Below are 17,282 nucleotides of genomic sequence, written 5' to 3' on the forward strand. Positions count from 1 at the left end.
CTATTTCCAGGCCGGCTTCGGCTTCAGTTGCGCGGTGGCGCGGTCCTTGGGCCAGACCACCTCGAATTCGCCGTTCTGCCACTGGGCCACGGTTCCCGGGATCGAGGCGTTCTCGCTGCCGTCGAAGCGGATCGGGCCCAGGATGGTCTTGAACTCGCTCTTGGCGATGTGGTCGCGCAGCGCCTTGCGGTCGAGCCCGACCTTGCCCACCGACTGCTGGAGGATTTCGAGCCCCGCCCACGCATGACCGCTGGCCCAGCGATCCGGCTCCTTGCCGAACTTCTTGCTGTGGGCTTCGAAGTAGGCCTTGGCCTCGGGGCTGGTGTTGGCGTTCCAGGAGCCCATGCCGATGACGCCCTCGGCGTTGCCCGCCATCACGTTCTTGTAGAGCTGGAAGGCGGTGCCCACCGAGGCATAGAAGTACTTCGGATTGAAGCCCACTTCGCGCGCCTGGCGGCTGGCGAGGATGGTGTCCGGCGGGTAGGTGATCCCGATGAAGGCGTCGGGGTTCAGGTCCTTCATCGTGCGCAGCACGGGGGCCAGGTCCTTCACGCCCAGCGGGTAGCTCTTGCGGTCCACCACCTGGATGCTGGTCTTCTTGAGTGCGTTGTTGAGCGCCGCAAAGTTCTCCAGGCCGAAGAGGTCGTCCATGTAGACGATGGCGATGGTCTTCACGTTGTTTGCCACCATCAAGTCGACCAGCGCGCCCATCATCTTGTCGGGCTGCTGCAGCAGCGAGAAGAAGTACGGCAGGTGCATGTCGATCAGCTTGCGCGAGAGCGCAGTGGGCGCCAGCAGCGGATAGCCGAAGCGGTTGGCGAGCGGCGCCACCGCGAAGTTCGCGCCCGAGCCCCAGGGCGGCAGGATGAGGTCGACCTTGTCGCTGCCCATGAGCTTCTCGAAGGTGCGGACGCAGGTTTCGGTTTCGCTGCGGTCGTCGTAGCCGATGAGCTCGATGGGCCGCTTCGCGCCCTTGACCGAGAGCCCGCCTGCGGCATTGACCTGCTCGGCCCAGAGAAGGTAGTTGGGCTCCTGGCTGACCTGCGCGCCCGCGGCCCATGGGCCGGTGCGGGCAATGGCGTAGCCGACGCGCACGGGCGCACCCTGTGCGAAGAGGCGCGGTGCAACGGCGGCGGCGCCGAGCGCGGTGGCAGTTCCCTGGATCCAGCGGCGGCGATTGGCGTGGCGAAACATACGGTCTCCTTTCCGGGCGTCGAGGTGCGTCCGGTCCCGGCATCGTAGGAAGATTGGCCCGCCGCCGCTGTGCCCGCTGCGCACAAAGCAGTTGTCGCAGCGTGCACGCCGCTAGTGGTTAACCCGCAAGCCTCACCGCAAGCCGTGCACCGGAAAATAGGCGCAGCTTGTCAACGAACCAAACCATGACCGCGTCCCTGCTCCTGTCGACCGACGGCGTCCCTCCGCGCGAGCGAGCGCCGGTCTGGCGCGAGTGGGTGTGGCGCCACTTCGGCGGGCTCGAGTCGGACTTGTACGGCGACCGCGATTTCGACGGGCATCTCGCGGCTTCGCATGCGGGAGACGTGATCCTCACGCGCCTCGAAGCCAATCGGCACCGCGTGTTGCGCACGCCGCAGATGGCGCGCAGCAGCGAGGCGGCCTATCTGAAGATCGTCGCGCCCTGGCAGGGTTCGGCGGAAGTGGCGCAGCGCGGCCGCGAGGCTGCCGTGCGTGCCGGCGGCTGGACGCTCTACGACACCACGGCCGACTACACGGTCGCGAACCCCGAGCGCAGCGATCACCTGATCGTGATGCTGCCGAAAGAGCAGGTCGCCGCGCCCGGACTTCCGCTGGGCGACCTGGTGGCGCGCCGTGTCGGCGGCGGCAGCGGCATCTCGCGCGTGGCGCTGGAAACCATGCGCAACACCTACCTGGAGCTGCCCTACATGAGCGAGGCGGCGGCACGCGGCGCGGGCGATCTCATCATCCAGCTGGTGCGGCTCTCGCTGATGGAACTGGCCGGGCAGGACACGCCGCGCACCCAGCGCGAGGCGCTCAAGGACCGCATCCGGCAGCACGTGGCGCAGCACCTGCGCGACCCCGCGCTCTCGATCGAAGGCATTGCCCAGGCTCTGCGTTGCAGCAAGCGCCATCTGCACAACGCCTTTGCGGGCGACGACGACACGCTGACCGGCTACATCCTTCACCAGCGACTGGCGTGCAGCATCCGCGACCTGCAGGACCCGGCGAACGCCACGCGTCCGATCACCGACATCGCCATGTCCTCGGGCTTCAGCAATCTCTCCCACTTCAGCCGCGTGTTCCGCGAGCACACGGGCGGCAGCCCGAGCGATTTCAGGCGGCAGGCAGCACGACGTTGACGGCGAGGCCCGGGTTGGCGTTGCGCACGGTGAACGTGCCGCCATGCGCCTCGGCAACCAGCCGGCAGAGGTACATGCCCAGGCCGACGCCGCCGGTGGCACGCTGGCGGGCGCTGTCGGTGCGGTAGAAGGGTTCGGTCAGCCGCTCCAGTTGTGCGGCATCGACGCCCGGGCCGAAATCGCGCACCTCCACTTCGACGCCCTGCCCTGCCCTTCGCAATGCGATGCGCGGCGGCTCCGAAGCCTCGGCGCCGTGGCGCAGCGCGTTGTCGAGGAGGTTGCGCACGAGAAGGCGGATGCGCGCGCGGTCCAGCGCCAGCGTCGGCAAGTCCGCCGCGAAATCCGGTGTGACGCGTTGACCGTCGGGATGCTCGTTCACAGCCTCGCGAATGAGCGCTGCCAGATCGACAGGCTCGCGGTGCAGCGCCGCATGCGGGCTGGCGAGCCGCTCGCTTTCGAGCAGGTCGCTGATCAGGTCGCGCATTTCCGCCAGATCGCGCAGGAGCGCGGCGCGCTCGGTCTCGCTCTCGGGTGTCGCCGGCAGCAACTCGGCATTGAGGCGTGCGCGGGTGAGCGGCGAGCGCAGTTCGTGGCTCAGCGCCAGCAACAGCGCGCGCTTGGCGTCGAGCATGCCCTGGATGTCGCGCGCCATCGTGTTGATGCGCTGCGCCAGATCGCCCAACTCGTCGCGGCGGCGCAGTGGGATCGGCACGTCGAAAGCCCCGCGGCCGAAGCGTTCGGCACCGGCGCGGATGTCGTCGAGCGGCCGCAGCAGCCGGCGGACGTAGGCATAGGCCAGCAAGATCAGCACCAGCAGCAAGGCGAGCGTGATCCAGCCGATGCCCTGCGGCTCGCGCTGCCAGGGCAAGGTGCCGACGCCGAAGCTCACGCGGTGCCCATCGGCGGTGGTGCGGCTGAGCCAGTCGCCGCGCGGGCCGAAGCCGTGGGCACGGCGGTCGGGATGGGAGTCCCAGTTGACGCTCGGGCCTTCGATGCGGATGGAGATCGGCAGCCGTGTCACCAGTGCCTGGGCGCGGGCCACGTCGGGCGGCGTGCCGAGTTCGGCCACGATGCGATCCATGTAGTCGGCGACCACCGGTCGGGCCGCGTCGCGCCAGCCCGTGGAGAAGGCGCGCTGCATGCCGCCGAGGAACACCGCCGTCATCGCCAGCGCGAGCAGCACGAACACGATGATCAGGCGCACGCGCAAGGAATGGCGCCAGCGGTGACGCCAGCGATGGCTGCGTCCCGCCCTCACGCCGGCCCGCCCCGGCCGACGGCCAGTGTGTAGCCGGCGTTGCGCAGCGTCTTGATGCAGTCCAGGGGCTCCAGCTTCTTGCGCAGGCGGCTCACCACGATGTCGACGGCGCGCGTGTAGAGCTCGGCCTCGTGGCCGCGAAGACGGTTGAGGATGTCGTCGCGGCTCCAGACCTTGCCGGGCTGGTCCGCGAGCAGGGCCAGCAGCTCGAACTCGGTGCTTGTCAGGTCGACGCGCTCGCCCTGTCGCAGCACCTCGCGCTTGTCGAGGTCGATCGACAGTCCTTCGAACACGCGGCGCTGCACCGGTGCGGACGCGGGCACGGCGCGCTGGCGCCGCAGGATGGTCTGCACGCGCGCGACCAGCTCGCGTGGCTCGAAGGGCTTGGGCAGGTAGTCGTCGGCGCCGAGTTCGAGGCCGACCACGCGGTCCGTCACATCGCCGCGGGCGGTCAGCATGACGATGGGAATGTCGCTTTCCTTGCGGATCTCGCGGCACAGCGCGAAGCCGTCCATCTCCGGGAGCATCACGTCGAGGATGGCGGCGTCGTAGTTTGCGGCGCGGAGCTTGGCGAGGCCATCGCTCGGGCTGGTGGCGCTGTCGAGCACGCAATCGAAGCGCGCGAAGTAGCTCGCGAGCGGCGCGCCCAGGTGCTCGTCATCGTCGATCAGGAGGATTCTCGGCATGAATCATTCTCGTGTTTTGCTCGCCCCCAGGCTTGCCCACTTCGTGTGGCCGCCCACCCCCTGCCGGGGGCGCCGCCAGCGGGCGGGCGAAGCCGGTCCCGCGCCGGCTCGCGGATGGGATGAGGGTCCTCTCCGGACGTCACCAAGGATCGACCGGGCCGATGCGGCCCAGGTGCGTGTCGGCGAAGCCCGTGGCGTACTTTAGGCCGTAGCCCAGTGCGCGGTCGAAGCCGATGTGGGCGCACCAGATCCATCCGGCTGCCATCGCGACAGGCGAATCTCCGAGCGAGCCGATCACCAGCATCGCGACCGGTCCGATGTACGAATGCGCCGCGTTGTACGCCGCCGCACCCACGCGCGGCCCGGCCAGGTAGCCGAGAAAGGACAGATCGGGCACGAGGAACAGCATGGTGAAGGCGCCCCAGCCGGCACCGAGCTGTGCGTAGGCCACGACCGCCGCAACAAGCACCACCGCGCCTTCGATGCGCAGCGTCGCGCGAACGCCGCCTGAGGCAGCGCCGTCCGTCGCGCCAGCCTCCCTTTCCAGGGGGCCGCCGCGCAGGGCCGCTCCCAAGCGGCCGGCCCGCCCCCGGTCGGGGGTAGGCGAAGCGACACGAAGTGCGCGCAGCCTGGGGGCGAGCATCTACCCCCTCCAGCGACGGCCGCGGTCCATGAACTCCCGCACTTTCTGTTGCTGCGCAGGGTTCAGGCTGTCAAAGAAGTCGGCCGCGGCGGCAATCACTTCGGGACTGCCGGCCTGTATCGCCGCCGTCTTGTCCTCGACCAGCTTCTTCGCGCGCTCCTGGTCGAGCTTGGCACCGGCGAACAGCGAACGGAACTCGGCGCGCGGATCGCCGCCGCCGCGCAGCGCCGCACGCTGCGCCTGCAGCTTCTCGGTGAGCACCGTGAGCTTCTGCTTCTGCGAGACGTCGAGTTCGAGCTTGCCGCTCACGCGCTCGACCATCCTGGCGCGGAACTCGGCCCGGTCCTGCTCCGAGGCGTTGCTCCATCCATGGCGATGACCACAGCCCGCGAGGCTGCCGGCGACCAGCGCCGCGCCCGCGATACCGAAAAGGGAACGTTTGAACCAGCGTTTCATGAGAGTCTTCCTTCAACAACGATCGGGATCGATCAGGGAGACTCGATGGTGCGTTCACCCCGCCGTGAAGTCCTTTCGCGGCGGTTTCGGCGTGTTTCGTTTTATTGCGGCTAGCGAACCAGCGCAGCGGCGGGGTCCTCCGCCTCCAGCACGCCCTGCGCCCAGGCCTCGAGCTTGGTCGTGTCGGCCCGCAGCACCTCCTGCTTGACCGCCAGGATCTGCGAGGGATGCATCGAGAAGCTGCGCAGGCCCAGACCGAGCAGCAGCCGCGTGAACACGACGTCGCCCGCCATCTCGCCGCACACGCTCACGCCCTTGCCCTGGCGCCGGCACTCGGCGATGGTGTCGGCCACCAGGCGCAGCACCGCGGGGTGCGCCGGGTCGTACAGATGCGCCACCGACTCATCGGCGCGATCGATGGCCAGCGTGTACTGGATCAGGTCGTTGGTGCCGATCGACAGGAAGTCGAAATACTTGAGGAAGGTCTTCAGCGTGAGCGCGGCGGCCGGGATCTCGATCATCGCGCCGACCTTCACGTTGCCGTGCACCACGCCACGGTTGTCGAGTTCGGCGCGCGCAAAGTCGACCAGCGAGAGCGTCTGGCGGATCTCGCTCACGTGGGCGAGCATGGGAATCAGCAGGTGGATCTCGCCGTGCGCAGCCGCACGCAGGATGGCGCGCAGTTGCGTGAGGAACATGGCCGGGTCGGCGAGGCTCCAGCGGATCGCGCGCAGGCCGAGTGCGGGATTCAGGTGCGCATCGTCGCGAACCGATTTGCCGTCGAGCGGCTTGTCGGCGCCGACGTCGATGGTGCGGATCGTCACTGGCATGCCCTGCATGCCTTCCACCGCGCGCTTGTACGCCTGGTACTGCTCTTCCTCATCGGGCAGGCGCGTCATGCGCTGCGCCTCGCGGCCCATGAACAGGAACTCGCTGCGGAACAGGCCGACGCCGACCGCGCCGGCCTTGACAGCGCCGATCGAGTCCTCGGGCATCTCGATGTTGGCGAGCAGCTCGACGCGCTGGCCGTCGAGCGTCACGGCCGGCTTGTGGCGCAGCCTCGACAGCCGCCCGCGTTCGAGGTCGCCCTGGCGCTGCTTGAAGCCGTACTCGGCCAGGATGATCGGCGACGGGTCGACGATCATCACGCCGGAATCGCCGTCGATGATGACCCAGTCGTCCTGCCGCACGAGCTGGCTCGCGCTGCGCGCGCCGACCACGGCCGGAATGTCCATGCTGCGCGCCACGATCGCGGTGTGCGAGGTGCGCCCGCCGACATCCGTCACGAACCCGGCGAACACGCTCTTCTTGAACTGGAGCATGTCGGCCGGCGACAAGTCGTGTGCGATCAGCACCAGCGGTGCGTCGAACGCGTCGTTCGTGGTCGGATCGGCTTGCTCGTCGTCGTTCTCCGCGGCACGCTTGCGCCGCGGCGGGTTGGGCGCGAGCACCGCCGCCGTCCCCTTCATGCGATGCAGCAGGCGTTCGACCACCTGCTCCAGGTCGGCCTTGCGCTCGCGCAGGTATTCGTCCTCCATCTCGTCGAACTGCCGCGCCACAACTTCGAGTTGCGTGGTCAGCGCCCACTCGGCGTTGTAGAGCCGCTCGACGATCCAGTGCTTGACGCCGCCCGTGAGCACTTCGTCCTGCAACAGCATCTGGTGCACTTCGAGCAGGGCGGCGAGTTCATGGGGAGCGTCGTTGGGCCCCATCAGTGCGACGCTGGCCTGCAGCTTCTGCAGTTCCTCGGCCACCGCGTCGCGAGCCATGCGGACGCGATCGATCTCCGTCTCGGTCTGCTCCGGCTTGATGAAGTAGTGCGCCACATCGATGCGGCTCGACACCACGAGGACCGCCCGCCCGATGGCAATGCCACGGGCGACAGGCAGTCCGTGGATCGCAAAGGTCATCCCCCGCCCCTAGGAAGTGAGCAAGCGCGAAGCGCAAGCACCGTTGGTGAAATGCCGCAGAACCGGCTCCGCCGGTCTGCAGGCATTGCCCCCTGAAAGGGGGTGGGCGTTGACACGAAGTGAAAAAGCCTGGGGGTCAGCCATCACTCACCTTCCCCGAACTTGTCGTTCATGAGCGCCACGATCGAATCCAGGGCTTCCTGCTCGCGCTCGCCATTGGTTTCGACTTCCACCGTCACGCCGAGGCCCGCTGCCAGCATCATCACGCCCATGATGCTCTTGGCATTCACGCGGCGGTCGCCACGCGCAAGCCAGACCTCGCAGGGGTAGCTCCCCGCAAGCTTGGTGAGTTTGGCCGAGGCCCGCGCGTGCAGGCCCAGCTTATTGCTGATGGTCACGGATGTCTTGATCACTGTGCTTTCTTCTTGCCTGATTCTGCGGTGCCGCCACCGCCACCTGCATCACGCCCGCAGTACCACCGGTCACAGCGCGCTGCACCAGAGTATCGAGCGGTTCGTTACGGTAACTCACCGCGCGCAACAACATCGGCAGGTTGACACCCGCCACGAGCCGCGAACGGATGCCGTCGACCAGCTTCTGCGCCACGTTGCAGGGCGTGGCGCCGAAGACGTCGGCCAGCACGAGCACCTGCGAGCGCGGCGCTCGCTGGAGTTGGGCCAGCGTGATGCGCGCCGCAGCGAGGGTTTCTTCCGGAGAGACGTTGGGCAGGACGTCGAGCGCGACGATCGACGGCTCGCTGTCCGGAAAGACATGCAACGCACACTGCCGCAGCGCTTGGGCGAGCGGTGAATGGGCGATGATGAAGATGCTGTTCATGCGAGTCGGTGGATGTCCCGCCAATTATGCGGGGGCGTCCGCCGGATGTAGAAATAAGACAACACACAGCATCCCACAAACGGACGGCGAGTGCGGTTTCGCGTTTCCTGCCTCACGGTAGTCGCAATCCTTCAAAGAACGTCTGGAGTGCGTCGGACGCTGACGGCGATCCCACCACCGTGGCCTGGTAGACGGCCATGCCGTCCGGGCGCTGCTGGGCAAACCACAGGACATGGGCCGCCTGCGCGTGACCGCTTCCCGCCGGTTCCTGGGTATCGAGACGCACCGGCGCAGGCGAAGGCGACGCCGCCCGAGGCAGGCTTGCCGGGGTTTCCGCGACGGGCGTGCCCTCAAGCTGCTGGAGCGTGGCCGCCCGCCAGGCCCGCATCCAGCTTTCGGCCTGGGCCGCATCGCGGGCAGAAGCATGCGCCACCGCGAAGGTGGCCCCCCCGGCCTTGCAACCCGCCATGTCCACGGCCACGGCCTCGGTGCCCAGCGGCATCTGGCGTGTTGCGCGGTCGGGTTTGCAGGGCAGCAGGACGATGACGCCAGCGTCCCCGACCGGGACTTCGCGCCAGTTGAAGGTGGGGTTGCACGCCGCAAGGACAGCAGCAGCCGAGGCGACGGCTACGAGGCGGGAACTGGAGGAAAAGCGCATTGGAAGCTCGATTATCAAACCCCTGCCGAGCCGCCCCGCGCCGAGGTCCGGGCGCCGTCAGGCGATGCGAACTAAAATCGGCGGGCTCCCTCGATCACCCATGAAAAAAGTCATCTACGCCGCCGCAACCGCGCTCGCCCTGGCCGTCGGCGTTGGCGTCGTGTACCTGAACACGGGGGTTTCCGCAGCGCCGGCCTCGACCTTCGTGCTGCTCGACGGCAGCAAGAAATCCACCGAGGACCTCAAGGGCAAGGTGACGCTGGTCAATTTCTGGGCGACGAGCTGCGTCACCTGCGTCGCCGAGATGCCCAAGGTCATCGCGACCTATGACAAGTACAAGGGCCAGGGTTATGACACCCTCGCCGTGGCCATGAGCTACGACCCGCCGAGCTACGTCGTCAACTTCGTCGAAACGCGCAAGCTGCCGTTCAAGGTTGCGATCGACAACACGGGCGCCGTCGCCCAGGCCTGGGGCGATGTGAAGCTCACCCCCACCACCTACGTCGTCAACAAGCGCGGCGAAATCGTCAAGCGCTACGTCGGCGAACCCGACTTCGCCGAACTCCACAAGCTCATAGAAAAGCTGTTGGCCGAGGCCTGAGCCCAACGCTTCCGAGGGCGAGCGCCCCAAAATCCCAGAAACACCGCGGAACCGGCTTTGCCGGGCCGCCGGTGTTGCCCCCGGCAGGGGGTAGGCGGCCACACGAAGTGGGCAAGCCTGGGGGCGAGCCTCACTTGTTCCTGAAGGTGTCGTGGCAGGTCTTGCAGGTTTCGCCGAGCGCGCCCATCGCGGTCTTCAGCGCATCGAGATTGCCAGCTTTCGCCGCGACCAGGAGCTTGTCGGTGTCGGCCATCAACCGCTCGCTGAGTTCCTTGAACTTGGCCTGCTCCTTCCAGATCTCCGGCTTGGCCTTGCCACCTTCCGTACCGGGGCCGAAGCCGGCCCATGGCAACCTGGATATCTGGGCCACCACTTCGGCGTTGGAAACCGCCACGGCCGCGTCGTAAGGCGCCCGGCCGGCGGCCATCGCGCCCAGGCGACTCACGTGCTGGCCCTGAATGAACATCGCGCTTTGCCTGTACTTGATGGCGTCTTCAGTCTTGGCGAACTGCGCAGCCGCCGGGACGGAAATGGCAGCGCACGCGGCGGCCAGGGTGAACAGGATCACTCGTTTCATCGTGTCTCCTTCTTGTGGTCGCGTCGCGAGGTACGGCGCTTCCTCAGTTTAGGGATTTGCCGCCGCTCACGACTAGAGACAACCCGCAGACCGCGCCGTCCCGGAAGTTTGCTAATCTGCACGACCTGCAGCCATGCGCAAGCCGCCATCGATGACCGCCTCTTTCGAGCCCACCGCCCGCCATCGGGGTTTGGGCGACGCCGGCGCGCCCCGCACGCGGGTCTGGGACCTGCCGACGCGAATCTTTCACTGGGTCTTGGCAGCGGCGGTGATCGGCCTGATCGCTACCGGCCTCGGCGGCGTCATGGAATGGCACTTCCGGCTCGGCTACACGGTGCTCTCGCTGCTGCTGTTCCGGCTGGTCTGGGGCTTCGTGGGCGGGCGATGGTCGCGTTTTTCCGCCTTCCTTTATGCGCCCACTTCGGTCGTGGCCTACCTGCGGGGTCGGGGCCATCCGGATCACCTCATCGGGCATTCGCCGTTGGGGGCACTGTCGGTGTTCGCATTGCTCGGCCTGCTGATCCTCCAGGTCGCCACTGGCCTGGTGGCTGACGACGAGGTCTCGGCCTCGGGGCCGCTGACGCGCTTCGTCCCGAATTCGGTCGTCAGCGCTGCCAGCAGTTGGCACACGACGGTGGGCAAGTGGAGCGTGATCACCCTCGTCAGCCTGCACGTGCTGGCTGTGATGTTCTATGTCATCGTCAAGCGGCACCGGCTAGTGCGCCCGATGATCACCGGCGACAAGCTGGTCGCGGACGGCAGCGCGGCGCCGAGCCGAGACGATGTCGCGTCGCGCCTGCTCGCCTTTGCGGTGTTCGCGGCCTGCGCGGGGATCGCGACCTGGATTGCATCCTTGCGCATATGAGCCACTCAGTTTCACGCCCACTGCCGCTGGCAGATACGCCGGAGATCGTGCTGATGACGCCGGACGAGCCGCACGAGTTGGAGGCAGCGCGCGCGATCTTTCGCGACTATGCCGCCTCGCTCGGTGTCGATCTCGGGTTTCAGAATTTCGATGACGAGCTCGCCCATCTTCCGGGCGACTATGCGGAGCCGCGGGGGGCGCTGCTCCTGGCGCTGGTCAACGTGAGTGACACGGCCGTTCCGGTCGATGCGCAGCCCCTGCAAAGGGCGCAGGGGGGCCTGGCGTACGTCGCGGGCTGCTGCGCTTTGCGCCCGCTGGACACGGCCGACTATCCGAATGCGGCGGAGATGAAGCGCCTTTATGTGCGACCTGCGTTTCGCGGCGTGGGGCTCGGGCGCCAGCTGGCCGAGGCCATTCTGGATGCGGCGCGCGGCGCCGGCTATGCCTGCGTGCTGCTGGACACGCTCGACGACATGGAGTCGGCGCGGGCGCTGTACGAGGACCTGGGGTTCGTGGACGTGCCGCCTTACTATCACAACCCGATTGCGGGCTCGCACTACCTCAAAGCAGAGCTTTGACTCGCCCCCAGGCTGCGCGCACTTCGTGTCGCTTCGCCTACCCCCTGCCGAGGGCAACACCAGCGGCCCAGCGAAGCTGGTTCCGCGGTGTTTCTGTAATTCGAAGCGCGGCCGATCAGCCCTTGGCTTGGGCGAGCAGGGTATCAGCGTCGCTGACTTCGAACTTGCCGGGGGCTTCGACGTTGAGGGTGGCGACCTTGCCGTCCTTCACGAGCATCGAATAGCGATTGCTGCGCACGCCCATGCCGCGCGAGGTCAGGTCGAGGGTGAGGCCGGTGGCGTTCGCGAAGTTGCCGCTGCCGTCGGCCAGCATGCGGACCTTGGTGCCGGTCTTCTGGTCGCGCGCCCAGGCGCCCATGACGAACGCGTCGTTGACGCTGACGCACCAGATTTCGTCAACGCCTGCGGCCTTGAAGTCCTCGAAGTGCTGGACATAGCCCGGCACGTGCTTGGCGGAGCAGGTGGGAGTGAAGGCGCCAGGCAGAGCGAACAGCGCGATGGTCTTTCCGGCCGCCGCCTTGGTCACGTCGACCGGGTTCGGGCCGATGCTGCAACCCTCGCCTTCGACCTCCGAATACTCCTGCAGGGTCGCCGAAGGAAGGGTGTCGCCAACTTTGATCATCTATAGCTCCAAAAAAGAAAAACGGCCCACATTGTGGGCCGTTTTTCATGGGGCTGTTGCGCCTGCGATCAGACCAGGACGGCCTTTTCGACCAACCGGGTCACGACCCAGTTCTTCGACTTCGAAATCGGCCGGCTTTCGGTGATCTCGATGGTGTCGCCCAGCTTGTACTCGCCCTTTTCGTCATGGGCGTGGTACTTGCTGGTCTTGGCCACGATCTTGCCGTAGAGCTCGTGCTTCACACGACGCTCGACCAGCACGGTCACGGTCTTCTCGCGCTTGTCGCTGACCACCTTGCCGATCAAGGTGCGCTTGAGGGATTTTTTAGCTTCCGTCATGTTCACTCCTTACTTGGCGGCTTGGGTTTCTTGCTGCTTCTGAGCAAGAATCGTCTTGGCGCGAGCGATGTCGCGGCGCGTCACGCGCAGCGTCGAGGTGTTCGACAGCTGTTGCGTGGCCTTCTGCATGCGCAGGCCGAAATGGGCCTTCTGCAGATCCTTGATTTCGGCTTGCAAGCCCGCAACGTCCTTGTTGCGCAGCTCGGCGGCCTTCGAAGTCTTGGCCGGGGCCGCGACTTCCTTCTTCTTACGTGTTGCCATGGTGTTCTCCTCGATCAGGCGCCGAGCTGGCGAGCGACGAAGGTCGTACGCAGCGGCAGCTTGGCAGCGGCCAGACGGAAGGCCTCGCGAGCCAGTTCTTCGGGCACGCCGACGATCTCGTAGATCACCTTGCCAGGCTGGATTTCGGCGACGTAGTACTCGGGGTTGCCCTTGCCGTTACCCATCCGCACTTCTGCGGGCTTGTGGGAGATCGGCTTGTCGGGGAACACACGAATCCAGATGCGGCCACCGCGCTTGACGTGACGCGAGATCGCGCGACGTGCGGCTTCGATCTGACGGGCCGTGAGACGGCCGCGGTCGATCGACTTCAGGCCGAAGTCACCGAACGACACCGCGTTGCCGCGGGTCGCGATGCCGGTGTTGCGGCCCTTTTGTTCCTTGCGGAACTTTCTGCGTGCAGGTTGCAGCATGTTTCTTACTCCGTAGTTCTAAGACCGATCACTCGGTCTTGGCACCGTCAGCTGCTGCAGCTGGCGCGGCTTTGCGGACGCGCTTAACGGCGGGTTTCGAGTCTGCACCCGGAGCCGCGGGGGCGGCGCCAGTAGCTTCTGCGGGCTTGTCGCTGCCATCGGCCGGAGCGACGTTGCCGCCGATCGGACCACGGGCACCGGCGCGCGGGCCACGGCGGTCAGAGCCGGGACGGTCGCCACCAGGGCGGCCATCGCGACGCGGGCCGCGCGGGCGACGCTCTTCGTCAGGACGCGGCGTTTCGACGGCCGGCAGGTCGTTACGACCCAGCGTGTCGCCCTTGTACACCCAGACCTTGACGCCGATGACGCCGTAGGTGGTCTTGGCTTCCGAGGTGCCGTAGTCGATGTCGGCGCGCAGCGTGTGAAGCGGCACGCGACCTTCGCGGTACCACTCGGTACGTGCGATTTCGATGCCGTTCAGGCGACCGGCCGACATGATCTTGATGCCTTGGGCACCCAGACGCATGGCGTTCTGCATCGCACGCTTCATGGCGCGGCGGAACATGATCCGCTTTTCGAGCTGCTGCGTGATGCTGTCGGCGATCAGTTGGGCATCGATTTCGGGCTTGCGCACTTCTTCGATGTTGACCGCGACCGGCACGCCGAGCTGGCGACCGAGTTCACGCTTGAGGTTCTCGATGTCTTCGCCCTTCTTGCCGATCACGACGCCCGGACGTGCCGAGTAGATCGTGATGCGGGCGTTCTTGGCGGGACGCTCGATCAGCACGCGCGAAACGGATGCGTTCTTGAGCTTCTTCTTCAGGTACTCGCGCACCTTGATGTCTTCGGCCAGCATGCCGGCGAAGTCGCGGTTGCTTGCGTACCAGCGGCTGGACCAGTTACGGCTGACCGCAAGGCGGAAGCCGGTTGGGTGGATTTTCTGTCCCATATTTCTTCCAGGCCTGTTAGTTGCCAACCGTCACGTACACATGGCACGTGGGCTTGCTGATGCGATTGCCGCGACCCTTGGCGCGCGCGGTGAAGCGCTTGAGCGTGGCGCCTTGCTCGACGTAGATGGTCTTGACCTTCAGTTCGTCGATGTCGGCACCGTCGTTGTGCTCGGCGTTGGCAATCGCCGACTCGAGCACCTTCTTCACGATCACAGCGGCCTTCTTCTGCGTGAATTGCAGGATGTTGAGCGCTTGATCGACCTTCTTGCCGCGGATCAGGTCGGCGACCAGACGGCCCTTGTCGACCGAAAGGCGGACGCCGCGGAGGACTGCACGTGTTTCAGACATGGTCGTTCCTTACTTCTTCTGGACTTTCTTGTCCGCGGGGTGCCCCTTGAACGTGCGCGTGAGCGCAAATTCGCCGAGCTTGTGGCCGACCATCTGGTCGGTGATGTACACGGGCACGTGCTGCTTGCCGTTGTGCACGGCAATGGTCAGGCCGATGAACTCGGGCAGGACCATCGAGCGACGCGACCAGGTCTTGATCGGCTTCTTGTCCTTGGTCGTCACGGCCTTGTCGGCCTTGGCCACGAGGTGGTGGTCGACGAACGGACCCTTTTTGAGAGAGCGAGTCATTTGCTAACCCTTACTTCTTGCGACGCGACACGATGAAGACCTGCGTGCGCTTGTTGTTACGGGTGCGATAACCCTTGGTCAGGTTGCCCCACGGGTCGACAGGATGGCGGCCTTCGCCGGTCTTGCCTTCGCCACCACCGTGCGGGTGGTCGACCGGGTTCATCACCACGCCGCGAACGGTCGGGCGGATACCCATCCAGCGCTTCACACCGGCCTTGCCGAGCTGGCGCAGGCTGTGTTCTTCGTTGGCGACTTCACCGATGGTCGCGCGGCACTCGACGTGAACGCGGCGGACTTCGCCCGAACGCATGCGGACCTGGGCGTAAACGCCTTCACGGGCCAGCAGCGTGGCCGAGGTACCGGCCGAACGAGCGATCTGCGCACCCTTGCCGGGTTGCAGTTCGATGCAGTGGATCGTCGAACCCACGGGAATGTTGCGGATCGGCAGCGTGTTGCCAGCGCGGATCGGGGCTTCCGAACCGCTCAGCAGCGTTGCACCGGCTTCAAGACCGCGCGGGGCGATGATGTAGCGGCGCTCGCCGTCGGCGTAGCACACGAGCGCGATGTGGGCGGTGCGGTTCGGGTCGTACTCGATGCGTTCGACCTTGGCCGGGATGCCGTCCTTGTTGCGCACGAAGTCCACCACGCGGTAGTGGTGCTTGTGGCCACCACCCTTGTGACGGGTCGTGATGTGACCGTTGTTGTTGCGGCCGGCCTTCTGGAACTGGGGTTCCAGCAGGGCTGCGTGCGGCGCACCCTTGTACAGGTGGTCCCGCGAGATCTTCACCGCGCCGCGTTGGCCCGGCGAAGTGGGTTTCATCTTGATGACGGCCATGATTAAGCGCCTTCCCCGACGAGGTTGAGCTCTTGACCAGCCTTGAGCGTCACGTAAGCCTTGCGAACGTTGTCGCGGCGGCCGACGGACTTGCCGAAGCGCTTGGTCTTGCCCTTGGTGTTGAGCACCGACACGCCCTGGACTTCGACCTTGAACATCAGTTCAACAGCGGCCTTGATCTCGGGCTTGGTGGCGTCCTGCAGCACCTTGAAGGTGACGGCATTCGACTTCTCGCCGACCATCGTGGCCTTTTCGGACACGATCGGGGCGACCAGCACGTTCATCAGGCGACCTTCGTCGAACTGACGCTGTGCGGGAGTAGGGTTCATGCGGCTCATGCGAACATCTCCTTGAGCTTGTCGACGGCACCCTTGGTGACCAGCACCTTCTTGTAGTGGACCAGCGACACCGGATCGGCGTAACGCGGCTCGACCACGAGCACGTTCACCAGGTTGCGCGAGGCCAGGTACAGGTTCTCGTCGACTTCCTCGGCGATCACGAGCACGGACTCGAGATTCATCGCCTTGAACTTGGCGGCCAGCGCCTTGGTCTTGGGCGAGTCGACCTTGATCGAATCGACCACGGCCAGACGGCCTTCACGAGCGAGCTGCGAGAAGATGGACGCCATGCCGGCGCGGTACATCTTCTTGTTGATCTTCTGCGAGAAGTTTTCGTCAGGCATGTTCGGGAAAATGCGGCCGCCCCCACGCCACAGCGGCGAGGAAGTCATACCGGCACGGGCGCGGCCCGTTCCCTTTTGCTTGAAAGGCTTCTTGGTCGAGTGCTTGACCTGCTCGCGGTCCTTCTGGGCGCGCGTGCCTTGGCGGGCGTTGGCCTGGAATGCGACGACGATCTGGTGAACCAGGTCTTCGTTGTAGTCACGGCCGAACACGGTCTCGGGGGCGTCGTACTTCGACGCGGCCTGGCCTTGTTCGTTCAGGAGTTCGAGTTCCATTACTTCGCTCCTTCAGCGGCTTGCGGCTTGGCCTTGACAGCCGGACGCACGGTGACGAAGCCACCCTTCGAACCCGGAATCGCACCCTTGATCAGGAGCAATTGACGGGCTTCGTCGATACGGATCACGTCGAGGTTCTGGGTCGTCACGGTGACGTCGCCGAGGTGGCCCGTCATGCGCTTGCCAGGGAACACGCGACCAGGATCCTGCGCCATGCCGATCGAGCCGGGCACGTTGTGCGAACGGCTGTTACCGTGCGACGCGCGCTGCGAGCTCATGTTGTGACGCTTGATGGTGCCAGCGTAGCCCTTACCGATCGAGGTGCCTTGCACGTCGACCTTCTGGCCCACCGCGAACACGCTGGCCGCGGCAATGACGCCACCTGCCTTGTGCTGACCAGCCGTATCGGCGGTCACGCGGAATTCCTGGATGATTTCGCCTGCTTCCACACCCGCCTTGGCGAGGTGACCGGCTTCGGGCTTGGTCACGCGCGATGCCTTGCGCGAACCGAACGTCACTTGCAGTGCGACGTAGCCATCGTTCTCTTGGGTTTTGATCTGGGTCACGCGGTTGTTCGACACATCCACCACCGTGACAGGAACTGCGTCCCCGTCATCGGTGAAGAGACGCATCATCCCCACCTTGCGGCCCAGCAACCCGAGGGAGTTGCTCAGACTCATTGGTTTTCTCCAAAACTCCCGCCGCTGCCACTTCAATTGGCGACAGCGTTTGGTATGCGGAAGAAGGTTGATAAAGTTCCGCACAAGAAACACTCAGGCGAGCGCAACTTGGGCAGAGCCGAAGATTATAGCCCGCAAGTGCTCGCGGGCGCAAGAGGCCTGTAAGGGC

General features: G+C 65.9%; 25 protein-coding genes. 4 read left to right on the top strand and 21 right to left on the bottom strand.

Features of this window, described 5'->3' with window-relative positions:
* Complete coding sequence (locus QTH90_RS24275; protein WP_286667135.1) at positions 1-1,194, bottom strand: amino acid ABC transporter substrate-binding protein; 1,194 nt, start codon at positions 1,192-1,194, stop codon at positions 1-3.
* Positions 1,195-1,379: 185 nt separating this feature from the next.
* Here QTH90_RS24275 and QTH90_RS24280 point away from each other — a divergent pair, with 185 nt between their 5' ends.
* Entirely contained in the window at positions 1,380-2,336 is a 957-nt protein-coding gene (locus tag QTH90_RS24280) for an AraC-like ligand-binding domain-containing protein (protein WP_286667136.1), read from the top strand.
* On the opposite strand, the gene QTH90_RS24285 is transcribed toward QTH90_RS24280, so the two are convergent.
* From QTH90_RS24285 to QTH90_RS24320, 8 genes are all read right to left on the bottom strand, one after another.
* Positions 2,311-3,594 (bottom strand): HAMP domain-containing sensor histidine kinase, encoded by a 1,284-nt coding sequence (locus QTH90_RS24285; protein WP_286667137.1) that lies wholly within the window; start codon positions 3,592-3,594, stop codon positions 2,311-2,313. The genes QTH90_RS24280 and QTH90_RS24285 overlap by 26 nt on opposite strands.
* Positions 3,591-4,280: a response regulator transcription factor gene (locus QTH90_RS24290; protein ID WP_286667138.1), complete on the bottom strand. Its 690-nt coding sequence runs from the start codon at positions 4,278-4,280 to the stop codon at positions 3,591-3,593. Before QTH90_RS24290 ends, QTH90_RS24285 begins: the two co-directional genes overlap by 4 nt.
* Positions 4,281-4,419: 139 nt before the next feature.
* Positions 4,420-4,923 (bottom strand): DUF4260 domain-containing protein, encoded by a 504-nt coding sequence (locus QTH90_RS24295; protein WP_286667139.1) that lies wholly within the window; start codon positions 4,921-4,923, stop codon positions 4,420-4,422.
* Positions 4,924-5,379, bottom strand: a complete 456-nt coding sequence (locus QTH90_RS24300) for a Spy/CpxP family protein refolding chaperone (protein WP_286667140.1) — start codon at positions 5,377-5,379, stop codon at positions 4,924-4,926. It abuts the gene before it with no gap.
* A 110-nt stretch (positions 5,380-5,489) separates the two neighbouring features.
* Positions 5,490-7,289: a phosphoenolpyruvate--protein phosphotransferase gene (ptsP, locus tag QTH90_RS24305; RefSeq protein ID WP_286667141.1), complete on the bottom strand. Its 1,800-nt coding sequence runs from the start codon at positions 7,287-7,289 to the stop codon at positions 5,490-5,492.
* 143 nt (positions 7,290-7,432) lie between these two features.
* Complete coding sequence (locus QTH90_RS24310) at positions 7,433-7,702, bottom strand: HPr family phosphocarrier protein (protein WP_286667142.1); 270 nt, start codon at positions 7,700-7,702, stop codon at positions 7,433-7,435.
* A complete protein-coding gene (locus tag QTH90_RS24315; RefSeq protein WP_028250934.1) occupies positions 7,671-8,126 on the bottom strand; it encodes a PTS sugar transporter subunit IIA in 456 nt (151 codons plus the stop codon). The genes QTH90_RS24310 and QTH90_RS24315 overlap by 32 nt, the downstream gene beginning before the upstream one ends.
* Positions 8,127-8,238: 112 nt before the next feature.
* Entirely contained in the window at positions 8,239-8,784 is a 546-nt protein-coding gene (locus QTH90_RS24320) for a hypothetical protein (protein ID WP_286667143.1), read from the bottom strand.
* 100 nt (positions 8,785-8,884) lie between these two features.
* On the opposite strand from QTH90_RS24320, the gene QTH90_RS24325 reads away from it, so the two are divergent.
* The gene (locus QTH90_RS24325; protein ID WP_286667144.1) at positions 8,885-9,385 is read left to right on the top strand and encodes a TlpA disulfide reductase family protein; all 501 of its coding nucleotides are present in this window, start codon (positions 8,885-8,887) and stop codon (positions 9,383-9,385) included.
* Positions 9,386-9,515: 130 nt separating this feature from the next.
* Here QTH90_RS24325 and QTH90_RS24330 read toward each other — a convergent pair whose 3' ends face one another.
* Complete coding sequence (locus QTH90_RS24330) at positions 9,516-9,962, bottom strand: c-type cytochrome (protein ID WP_286667145.1); 447 nt, start codon at positions 9,960-9,962, stop codon at positions 9,516-9,518.
* A 151-nt stretch (positions 9,963-10,113) separates the two neighbouring features.
* Here QTH90_RS24330 and QTH90_RS24335 point away from each other — a divergent pair, with 151 nt between their 5' ends.
* Together QTH90_RS24335 and QTH90_RS24340 are read left to right on the top strand one after the other, a co-directional pair.
* Positions 10,114-10,827: a cytochrome b/b6 domain-containing protein gene (locus QTH90_RS24335; RefSeq protein ID WP_286667146.1), complete on the top strand. Its 714-nt coding sequence runs from the start codon at positions 10,114-10,116 to the stop codon at positions 10,825-10,827.
* On the top strand, positions 10,824-11,405 hold the full coding sequence (locus QTH90_RS24340) for a GNAT family N-acetyltransferase (protein WP_286667147.1): 582 nt from the start codon (positions 10,824-10,826) through the stop codon (positions 11,403-11,405). Before QTH90_RS24335 ends, QTH90_RS24340 begins: the two co-directional genes overlap by 4 nt.
* A 115-nt stretch (positions 11,406-11,520) precedes the next feature.
* Here the strand turns inward: QTH90_RS24340 and QTH90_RS24345 are convergent, their stop codons facing one another.
* From QTH90_RS24345 to rplC, 11 genes are all read right to left on the bottom strand, one after another.
* Positions 11,521-12,027, bottom strand: a complete 507-nt coding sequence (locus QTH90_RS24345; protein WP_286667148.1) for a peroxiredoxin — start codon at positions 12,025-12,027, stop codon at positions 11,521-11,523.
* 68 nt (positions 12,028-12,095) lie between these two features.
* The gene (gene rpsQ, locus QTH90_RS24350; protein ID WP_126837987.1) at positions 12,096-12,365 is read right to left on the bottom strand and encodes a 30S ribosomal protein S17; all 270 of its coding nucleotides are present in this window, start codon (positions 12,363-12,365) and stop codon (positions 12,096-12,098) included.
* A 9-nt stretch (positions 12,366-12,374) separates the two neighbouring features.
* Positions 12,375-12,626 (bottom strand): 50S ribosomal protein L29, encoded by a 252-nt coding sequence (gene rpmC, locus QTH90_RS24355; protein WP_286601428.1) that lies wholly within the window; start codon positions 12,624-12,626, stop codon positions 12,375-12,377.
* A gap of 14 nt (positions 12,627-12,640) precedes the next feature.
* On the bottom strand, positions 12,641-13,057 hold the full coding sequence (gene rplP, locus QTH90_RS24360; protein WP_028250943.1) for a 50S ribosomal protein L16: 417 nt from the start codon (positions 13,055-13,057) through the stop codon (positions 12,641-12,643).
* 28 nt (positions 13,058-13,085) lie between these two features.
* The gene (rpsC, locus tag QTH90_RS24365; RefSeq protein ID WP_286569496.1) at positions 13,086-14,006 is read right to left on the bottom strand and encodes a 30S ribosomal protein S3; all 921 of its coding nucleotides are present in this window, start codon (positions 14,004-14,006) and stop codon (positions 13,086-13,088) included.
* A 16-nt stretch (positions 14,007-14,022) separates the two neighbouring features.
* The gene (gene rplV / locus QTH90_RS24370) at positions 14,023-14,355 is read right to left on the bottom strand and encodes a 50S ribosomal protein L22 (protein ID WP_019657678.1); all 333 of its coding nucleotides are present in this window, start codon (positions 14,353-14,355) and stop codon (positions 14,023-14,025) included.
* A gap of 9 nt (positions 14,356-14,364) precedes the next feature.
* Positions 14,365-14,643 carry a 30S ribosomal protein S19 gene (gene rpsS, locus QTH90_RS24375; protein WP_007838132.1) on the bottom strand — a complete coding sequence of 93 codons (279 nt, stop codon included), beginning with the start codon at positions 14,641-14,643 and terminating at the stop codon, positions 14,365-14,367.
* Between the two features lie 10 nt (positions 14,644-14,653).
* Positions 14,654-15,478: a 50S ribosomal protein L2 gene (gene rplB / locus QTH90_RS24380; RefSeq protein WP_028250945.1), complete on the bottom strand. Its 825-nt coding sequence runs from the start codon at positions 15,476-15,478 to the stop codon at positions 14,654-14,656.
* A gap of 2 nt (positions 15,479-15,480) precedes the next feature.
* The gene (gene rplW / locus QTH90_RS24385) at positions 15,481-15,816 is read right to left on the bottom strand and encodes a 50S ribosomal protein L23 (protein WP_093162195.1); all 336 of its coding nucleotides are present in this window, start codon (positions 15,814-15,816) and stop codon (positions 15,481-15,483) included.
* On the bottom strand, positions 15,813-16,433 hold the full coding sequence (gene rplD / locus QTH90_RS24390; RefSeq protein WP_286569495.1) for a 50S ribosomal protein L4: 621 nt from the start codon (positions 16,431-16,433) through the stop codon (positions 15,813-15,815). The genes rplW and rplD overlap by 4 nt, the downstream gene beginning before the upstream one ends.
* The gene (rplC, locus tag QTH90_RS24395) at positions 16,433-17,113 is read right to left on the bottom strand and encodes a 50S ribosomal protein L3 (protein WP_286667149.1); all 681 of its coding nucleotides are present in this window, start codon (positions 17,111-17,113) and stop codon (positions 16,433-16,435) included. The genes rplD and rplC overlap by 1 nt, the downstream gene beginning before the upstream one ends.
* Between the last annotated feature and the right edge of the window lie 169 nt (positions 17,114-17,282).

It is taken from the genome of Variovorax flavidus (genome assembly GCF_030317145.1).
Taxonomy (GTDB): Bacteria; Pseudomonadota; Gammaproteobacteria; order Burkholderiales; family Burkholderiaceae_C; genus Variovorax; species Variovorax flavidus.